Here is a 7,941-nt window from a genome sequence, read left to right on the forward strand (position 1 = left end):
TTGAGCGTTCTGGGCATCCTACACATTCGAGTCCTGATCCAGACGACACAGACAACCCATTTAACCCGCCCGTAAAACTCTAAAAATCAACAGGACGACTAGGCCCGCAGGATGGGTGTCTAGTATCCACGTTTGACGTTTAGCCTTGGACCTTCAACCATCCTTCAACATGAAATCTTCCGAACAACTTTTTAAACGTGCGCAGCAACTCATTCCTGGCGGTGTGAACTCTCCTGTTCGTGCTTTCCGTTCCGTGGGCGGCGCACCTTTCTTTACTCAGAGCGCCAACGGCGCGCATCTAACGACTGCCGATGGGGCCGAACTGATCGACTTCGTCTGCACCTGGGGCCCAGCCATCCATGGGCACAATGATCCAGACATCCGCGCTGCGATCGCCACCGCGCTGGAAAACGGCACCAGCTTTGGCACGCCCAATCCGTACGAGGTGAGCATGGCGGAGCTACTGGTCGAGATTGTGCCCTCGGTCGAAAAAGTGCGCATGTGCAACTCCGGCACCGAAGCCACCATGTCGGCCATCCGATTGGCACGCGGCTACACCGGACGCAACAAAATCATCAAATTTGCAGGCTGCTACCACGGCCATGTGGATTCGCTCTTAGTCAAAGCCGGCTCGGGCGCGCTGACACTGGGCAACCCCGATAGCGCGGGCATCCCTGCCAGCTTTGCGGCGGAAACCATCGTGCTGGACTACAACGATCCGGAAGCCTTGCAGGCCTGCTTCGCACAACAGGGCGACGAGATCGCCGCGATCATTGTCGAACCATACCCGGCCAACTGTGGACTCATCTTGCCCGACGGCGGCTATCTGGAATTACTACGCGAGCTCTGCACCAGCAATGGTTCGGTCTTAATCTTCGATGAAGTCATGACGGGCTTCCGCCTGGCCCTCGGTGGCGTGCAAGAACGCATCGGCATCACGCCCGACCTCACAGCATTGGGCAAAATCATCGGTGGCGGCCTACCAGTCGGCGCCTTCGGTGGCAAAGCTGAGATCATGGATCACCTCGCACCGCTCGGTCCCGTTTACCAAGCCGGCACTCTGAGTGGCAATCCGCTCGCGATGGCGGCCGGCATCGCGGCATTGCAAAAGCTCAAAGATACCAATCCGTATCCGCTCTTCGAAACAATGGGCGCACAGATTCGCGAAGCGCTGCTAGCGGCGGCCAAGGAAAAAGGCCTGCCGCTGCAAGTGCCACAAGTGGGCTCGATGTTTGGCCTCTTCTTCAGCGAAGCGCCTGTGCGTAATTACCAAGACGCCACCAGTAGCCAGACCCAGCACTTCAACACACTGTTTAAATATGCGCTCGACCACGGCGTCTACCTGCCACCTTCAGCCTACGAGACCTGCTTCATCTGCACGGCCCACAACGGTGCCGATATCGAACAAGCCGCGGAAGTGCTCGCGGCCGGCATCCGCTCGATTTAGTCTTAAGTCAACTCGCGGGCCCCACACCGGGGCCCGCCAAATAACTTGGCGACTTGGCACGCTGAGCCGATTCAGCTCAGTTAGCGAATCTCCCAACGATAGTGAAGATTCGATAATTTTTCGTAGCCGTCGATCGTGACACGCACCACATCTTCAATCCGACAGCCCCCGATCTCGGGATAATACAGGCCCGGCTCAATAGTGATCACACTTCCAGCCTTTAGTTTCGGCGCACCTTTCGAAACACGCGGTGCTTCATGCACCTCAAGCCCGAGTCCGTGGCCAGTGGAATGAATAAAGCCCACAAAACCATTCTTACGCCGCTCCGTAACAAAGCCCTCGGCCTCAAAAACTGCATTGGCAGCTGCATGCACGTGATCGCCTTTGACTCCCGCCTTCACCGTATCCAGCGCAGCTAGCTGGGCCTGGCGCACCGTATTCACCAATGCACGCTGCGCGGGGCTGGCCTTCCCTTTCAAGAAGGTGCGCGTCATATCACCATGGTAACCGGTCTTTTGCACACGTGGGAAAACATCGATAATAATCAACTCGTTGGGGCGCAGCGGCCCATGCCCGCCTTCATGTGGATCGCAAGCTTGCCGCCCCCCCGCCACAATCGTGTGGCTCGCAGTCGCGCCCTTGGCGAGGCAAGCTTGATCAATAATTGTGCGCAAACGTTCCGAAGTCAGCGTGCGCCCTTCGTAGACAATACGCTTCCCCTCGATCTTAGCAGCCCGCAGCACCGCCTCCGCCGCACGTATACCCGCAGCAGAGGCCGCATTACCTTGCTTGATGGCACGTGCTTCTGCATCAGTCTTCTTGATACGTTTCGGGAAAAACGCTCCTTCGACGATCTCAACACGATAGCCTGCATCAAATAGTTTGGCATAATAAATCGCCGGAAAATCGGCCGGCACTTCAATCTTCTTCACCGCAAAACGCTGTGCAAAATAGACCATCAACTCCCCGGGCCCCACATCCGCGAGCTCGATCTGTAGATTCTCTGCGGCCTTCTCACGAATCGACTCTAAAAGTAAAACTTCATCAAACTTGGACTGCTTCGCCACACGCCCATATTCGAGCTGACTCACCACCGCATAGCTTTTCTTTTGAGCAATGATCGCTAAATACGGGTCCGGCACGAAGACCCCGGAAAGATAGAGCGAGTCAGCCGAAGACTCGGAAGCGGCGTAAAGAAGACGGATTGTGGAGGATTTACTTTTCATTGTTCAGTGAATGTTCTAATGATCCTGAGCATTCCCGTGAAGCTGTCACGCATCGAACCTTAAAAATTTAACATTGAAACCACAAATTAACATTCTCGTAACATTACTGTCACTCGCACTATTAGCCTGCCAGCCAAACAGGCAGGCTGATTTAGCGCCGGCAGATGGACAAACCCACTTCGCAATCGCGATCGGCGGCCAGGAATTACAACTGCAACTAGCAGTTAATTCCGCCGAACAACAGAAGGGTCTGATGCACCGTGACAGCATGCCCGAAGACCACGGCATGTTGTTCCTCTTCGATCAGCCGGCGCAGCGCTCCTTCTGGATGCGTAACACTCGCATCCCGCTGGACATCGGCTACTTCGATGCCAGTGGGCACTTACTGGAAGTGCACAAACTCTTCCCTTACGATGAAACACCCGTGCCCTCTGCCAACGATCAAGTTCTAATCGCAGTCGAAACCAATCGTGGTTGGTACGCCGCCCATGGCGTCAAGCCCGGCGCACGCATCGACATGACCGCACTACAAACGGCACTCAAACGTCGCCAACACGCCAACTCGGCGCTCAAACCATAATGTCCGAAACGAAGCCCCCAACCCCACGAGTGCCGCGTCAGGGCAACCTCATAAAACCGCCCGCAACGAAGTCTAGCAATGCCGCGAAACAGCGCCGACGCGCCAAAACTATACCGTCCAAACCAGCGGGATGGTTGGCTTACCTCGCGCTCATCTTACTCACCATTGCGAGTTATATCCCGATTTTTAACTCTGGTCTCATTTGGTCGGAATACGATGAAGTCGAGCGCAGCGCCTACCAATCCCTCGACTCGTGGACGCAGGCCTGGTCGCCCGAGATGCTTCGTCACGAAGATCCGATCAGTCTAAACTCCTATTTCCTAGAGCAAAAACTGCCCTTCCCTCCCGCGCTCACGCATCATACGATCAACTTGCTGCTGCACATCTGCGCGGCCATCTTCCTACTCAAGAGCCTAGACGCACTCAAGCTGCCAGCGGCCTTCTCAGCCTCGCTGCTATTTGCGCTTCATCCTACCGTGTTGCAAACGATATATTGGTCAGGCTATCGAGAAGACTTAGTCGGGCTCACTCTACTACTGGCAGCACTTTACTTTGGCATTCGCAATCGTGGCGCGGGCGACTTCGTCAGGGTGATTGTAATCAGTATCCTCGCCTACCTCGCGCACCCAGCGACACTCTTACTACCGCTGGTGCTGGGGCTTTGCATCTTTCAACAGCAGGCGAACTTTCATCTCAAAAACTATAATCGACTGCTGCCCTTACTTTGCCTCGCACTCTTCATTGGGGTCTGGACACAGAGCAATCAAGCCGTAGCAGAGATCGAGCTCAGTGATCGGCTAAGCATCTACGCGCAAAACTTATTCTTTTACCTAAAGCAAGCCATCGCGCCGGTAGAGCTCTCACTCTTCCATCCCTTCGATCACTCGCAAGGCTACAGTGTGGGCGCCCAGTATAGCTTTCTCCCCTTCTTACTCTTTATTCCGTTTTACATTCTGATTGCCATCAACTTCCGTAAGTCGTGGACCCGTGGCATCCTGCTCGGCCTGACCGCCTACCTACTCCTAATACTCTATGGACTCTCCCAAACGGGCACTTTTATTGACGGCAGCCTCGCGAACGAAGATCACCTACACTACATTGCGCTGCCCTTCATGATCGCACTGCTCACCTGCACCGCTGGCGGCATTGTGCGCAACATGGGCTCGGGGGGCAAAATCCTTTGGTATATTGGCTTCCCACTATTTGCGTTACTAGAACTCTCTCTCACCCTTTCTTATGCCAGCTCCGTGAGTGATCGCGCGCAAATGTGGCACACGCTCTCCAAGCAATGGCCCCAAGCTTGGCAGCCCAAGATCGCACTCCTCCAAACCATTCAAGCCAGCGGGGAAGAAAGCAATCTACTTGACCGCAATCAGATGATCGAGATGCTAGAGAATATTTTGAAGCTCCAGCCAAATCGCATGCAGGAGCGCATCGCGCTGGCTCGCATCTACCGCGACAGCGAACAAAATACAAACGCCCTGCGCGAATATAAACGTATCCTACGTGACTTCGAACCTGAACGAGAGTTCCTCAGCGAAGCGGCCGAATTTTATGATCAGCTCGGGCTCAGTTGGGACGCCAACAACGCACGTGCACGTATGCGCGAATAAACCACTTCTTCCACTCAATCATAATCGCAAGCGGCTCAGCCTTCGCGCCCTCACCGGTCGCCCTGAGCCAATTGCTCAATCACCCAAACACACGAAATATGACAACAGAAAGAACCCCCGGCCTTGGCACCCTCGCACTGCACGCAGGACACACGCCCGATAAAGACACTGGCTCACGCGCAGTCCCGATTTATCAAACGACCAGCTACATGTTCAACGACACGGCGCATGCCGCACGTCTCTTCGGTCTCGAAGAGTTGGGTAATATCTATACCCGCATCATGAACCCGACCACCGACGTGCTCGAAAAACGCGTCGCTGCACTCGAAGGCGGCGTCGCCGCACTGGCACACTCCAGTGGCCAAGCCGCGATCACGAGTGCGATTCTAAACATCGCTTCAGCCGGCGACAATATCGTATCCGCAGCGCAACTTTACGGCGGCACGTATACACTATTCAAATACACTCTGCCCAAGCTTGGCATCGAAGTGCGCTTCGCCGATGCCACCGATCCGGCCAGCTTCGCGCCCCTGATCGACGACAAGACCAAAGCCATTTACGGCGACACCGTCGGCAACCCCAGCCTCAACATCTTCCCATTTGAAGAAGTCTCTGCGATCGCCAAAGAGGCCAAACTGCCCCTCATCATTGATAGCACCGTGGCCTCTCCCATCCTCTGCCGCCCGCTCGAGCACGGTGCCAACATTGTGGTGCACAGCTTGACCAAATTCATCGGCGGGCATGGTACCAGCATCGGTGGCATTGTCGTCGACGGTGGCAACTTCGACTGGGGCAGCGGCCGCTTCAGCGAATTCACAGAGCCCGACCCCAGCTACCACGGCCTCGTGCACTGGGATGCCTTCGGCGCCTTCGAACCAGCCGGTGGCGCCAACATCGCCTACATAATGAAAATGCGTCTACAATGGCTACGCGACGTGGGTAACTGCCCGGCTCCCTTCAACTCCTTCATGCACATCATGGGCCTCGAAACGCTTCACTTGCGCATGGAACGCCACTGCGAGAATGCACTCAAAGTCGCCGAATTCTTAGACGCACACGAGGCCGTCAGCTGGGTCAACTACCCCGGCCTCAAAAACAGCCCACACCACAGTGCAGCTCAAAAATATTTCGCTCCCGGTCAGTTCGGTGCCATGGTAGGCTTCGGCGTCAAAGGTGGCCTCGAAGCGGGCGGCAAATTCATTGATAATCTCAAGCTATTCAGCCACCTCGCAAACATCGGCGATGCCAAATCGCTGGCGATCCACCCCGCCACCACCACGCACTCTCAGCTCGATGAAGCACAACAAATCGCCGCAGGCGTGACTCCAGACTTCGTACGCCTATCTGTCGGCACCGAAAATATCGAGGATTTGCTCGTCGACCTCGACCAAGCACTCAAAGCGTAATTCAAACATAGCTAGCTGGTAGGGGCATGCACCTCTACCAGTTAGCTATATGGATCCTCTGCTAAAGCTGCCAAGGGCAGCCCTCAGCTGATAAATGGAGCGGCACAATGCTCATTTGCAGAGAGGATCACTGCTGCTCTATTCACTCGAAAAAAGTAAATCTACCCCAGCTCGACTTGTTTAGAAGCGCCAACCCATATTGAGTGATAACAAGTGGAGCTTAACTTGCATTTCTCCCGAAAAACCACCGACATTTGCCTCACGACGATCATATTCCACGTAGGAATATGCGAAGCCCCAATAGGCTCGATCCCATTGCTTCGTCAATCCAATCGTATAGGCCATCTGATCTGCATCTGGAATCGTAGTGCTCAAGGTACTATCGGGAACAGGACTCTTAAAGAGTTGACAGCTAGCGTGGCTACGCAGGCCCTCACCATGGTCGTAACGTAGAGCAACACCGAAGGTTTCAGAATCGTCCCAATCCTGTGGCGTAACATTGGCGCCGCCAAGAAGTGGCGTATTATTAGCAAGGTCGATGTTAAGCTCTTCGAAATCAGAAAACCCGACACGTTCATATTGCAATTCAAGCGTCAGTGCCTCAGTCAATTGACGTCCATAGCCGATGCCCAAAATCCATGGATAAGTGATACGAGTCGAAGCATCGCTTTTATCCGTAGCACCTGCTGTATACCCGTCCCCACTTAACGAGCCAATCTTCCCGTGCCCCTGATGATCAATCGTCGTCTCAGAACGTATGCTAAGCGCAAGCCGATCCTTCTCAGTCACATCCCAACTGAGTGCAAAATTAGCTCCAATGCCCCAACCGTCCACCTCCGCCTCCGCGACAGTCTCCTGAGTCACAAAGACATTGTCAGGATAAAACTGTTCAAAGCGAAGTTTAGAATACATCGCGCTCAAGCCCACAGCCATAGTCAAATTGTCAGTGATACGAAAAGCCATCACTGGATTGAGTTGCATGGTCAGCATTTCACTTTTATAGGGAGTCAAGTAGCGTAGTTCGCCCCCAGGCCCAAAGGCCCCCGCATTCTCCCACTCAGTCGCAAGGCCGTAAGGAACGGTCACAGATAGACCGAAAACAAAACGTTCTGAAACAATTGGGCTGACAGCAAAAAAGCTAGGCAACAGCTTAATCGGCTCTTCGCTACGAGCGAGATTCCCGCCATCCACTTGAAATTCCGATTCGATATGCACAATCGTGGGGCTAAAAAGAAGTGAGCTTTCACCGTCTAAATCCATGAGATTCGCAGGATTATGTAACGCTGCCGAGGTATCGTCGATATAAGCATAGCGCCCGCCCGACTGCCCGAGCCCATACGCTCCGGGAGCGGAATTACGAAACCCTTCACCCCACGCAAACTGCGAGATAAGAAACAAAAAAAGAAATCGAAGGGTGCATTGCGTTGAAAGAAGCTGAGTTTTCATAGTAGTAACGAGATATAAACAAGGGGGTATATACCCTATAAAAAAGATAGTGACTTTGCACGCTTTTAGTCTGTTACAATAGATATTTTACTAAGCATTTATATTTCATCCAATCAGCGCCAAAAAAGTTATACCCATTCGAAAAAAGCTTGGTCCTAATAGATATGTCTTTTGCAAGCTCGGTTCTCGAAACCGGGCGATGCCGATATGTCTTTTGTAACCT

At 53.7% G+C, this 7,941-nt stretch carries 6 protein-coding genes; 4 read left to right on the plus strand and 2 right to left on the minus strand.

Annotated features, from left to right (window positions below; all coding sequences use genetic code 11):
• Window positions 1-169 precede the first annotated feature (169 nt).
• Window positions 170-1,447, plus strand: coding sequence for a glutamate-1-semialdehyde 2,1-aminomutase (hemL, locus tag QEH52_RS18645; RefSeq protein ID WP_308952470.1), 1,278 nt, complete (start codon window positions 170-172; stop codon window positions 1,445-1,447).
• 80 nt (window positions 1,448-1,527) lie between these two features.
• On the opposite strand, the gene QEH52_RS18650 is transcribed toward hemL, so the two are convergent.
• Entirely contained in the window at window positions 1,528-2,673 is a 1,146-nt protein-coding gene (locus tag QEH52_RS18650) for a M24 family metallopeptidase (RefSeq protein WP_308952471.1), read from the minus strand.
• 73 nt (window positions 2,674-2,746) lie between these two features.
• Between QEH52_RS18650 and QEH52_RS18655 the strand changes: the two genes are divergently transcribed.
• From QEH52_RS18655 to QEH52_RS18665, 3 genes are all read left to right on the plus strand, one after another.
• Window positions 2,747-3,253: a DUF192 domain-containing protein gene (locus QEH52_RS18655; RefSeq protein ID WP_308952472.1), complete on the plus strand. Its 507-nt coding sequence runs from the start codon at window positions 2,747-2,749 to the stop codon at window positions 3,251-3,253.
• Window positions 3,253-4,866 carry a tetratricopeptide repeat protein gene (locus QEH52_RS18660; protein WP_308952473.1) on the plus strand — a complete coding sequence of 538 codons (1,614 nt, stop codon included), beginning with the start codon at window positions 3,253-3,255 and terminating at the stop codon, window positions 4,864-4,866. Before QEH52_RS18655 ends, QEH52_RS18660 begins: the two co-directional genes overlap by 1 nt.
• Before the next feature lie 98 nt (window positions 4,867-4,964).
• Window positions 4,965-6,272 (plus strand): O-acetylhomoserine aminocarboxypropyltransferase/cysteine synthase family protein, encoded by a 1,308-nt coding sequence (locus QEH52_RS18665; RefSeq protein WP_308952474.1) that lies wholly within the window; start codon window positions 4,965-4,967, stop codon window positions 6,270-6,272.
• Window positions 6,273-6,452: 180 nt separating this feature from the next.
• Here the strand turns inward: QEH52_RS18665 and QEH52_RS18670 are convergent, their stop codons facing one another.
• Window positions 6,453-7,670 (minus strand): OmpP1/FadL family transporter, encoded by a 1,218-nt coding sequence (locus QEH52_RS18670; protein WP_308952475.1) that lies wholly within the window; start codon window positions 7,668-7,670, stop codon window positions 6,453-6,455.
• Window positions 7,671-7,941 lie beyond the last annotated feature (271 nt).

Source organism: Thalassobacterium maritimum, assembly GCF_031127805.1.
Taxonomy (GTDB): Bacteria; Verrucomicrobiota; Verrucomicrobiia; order Opitutales; family Coraliomargaritaceae; genus Thalassobacterium; species Thalassobacterium maritimum.

Coding starts and splice junctions, on each gene's coding strand:
- hemL (WP_308952470.1), top strand. CDS start 170: ATGAAATCTTCCGAACAACTTTTTAAACGTGCGCAGCAACTCATTCCT.
- QEH52_RS18650 (WP_308952471.1), bottom strand. CDS start 2,673: ATGAAAAGTAAATCCTCCACAATCCGTCTTCTTTACGCCGCTTCCGAG.
- QEH52_RS18660 (WP_308952473.1), top strand. CDS start 3,253: ATGTCCGAAACGAAGCCCCCAACCCCACGAGTGCCGCGTCAGGGCAAC.
- QEH52_RS18665 (WP_308952474.1), top strand. CDS start 4,965: ATGACAACAGAAAGAACCCCCGGCCTTGGCACCCTCGCACTGCACGCA.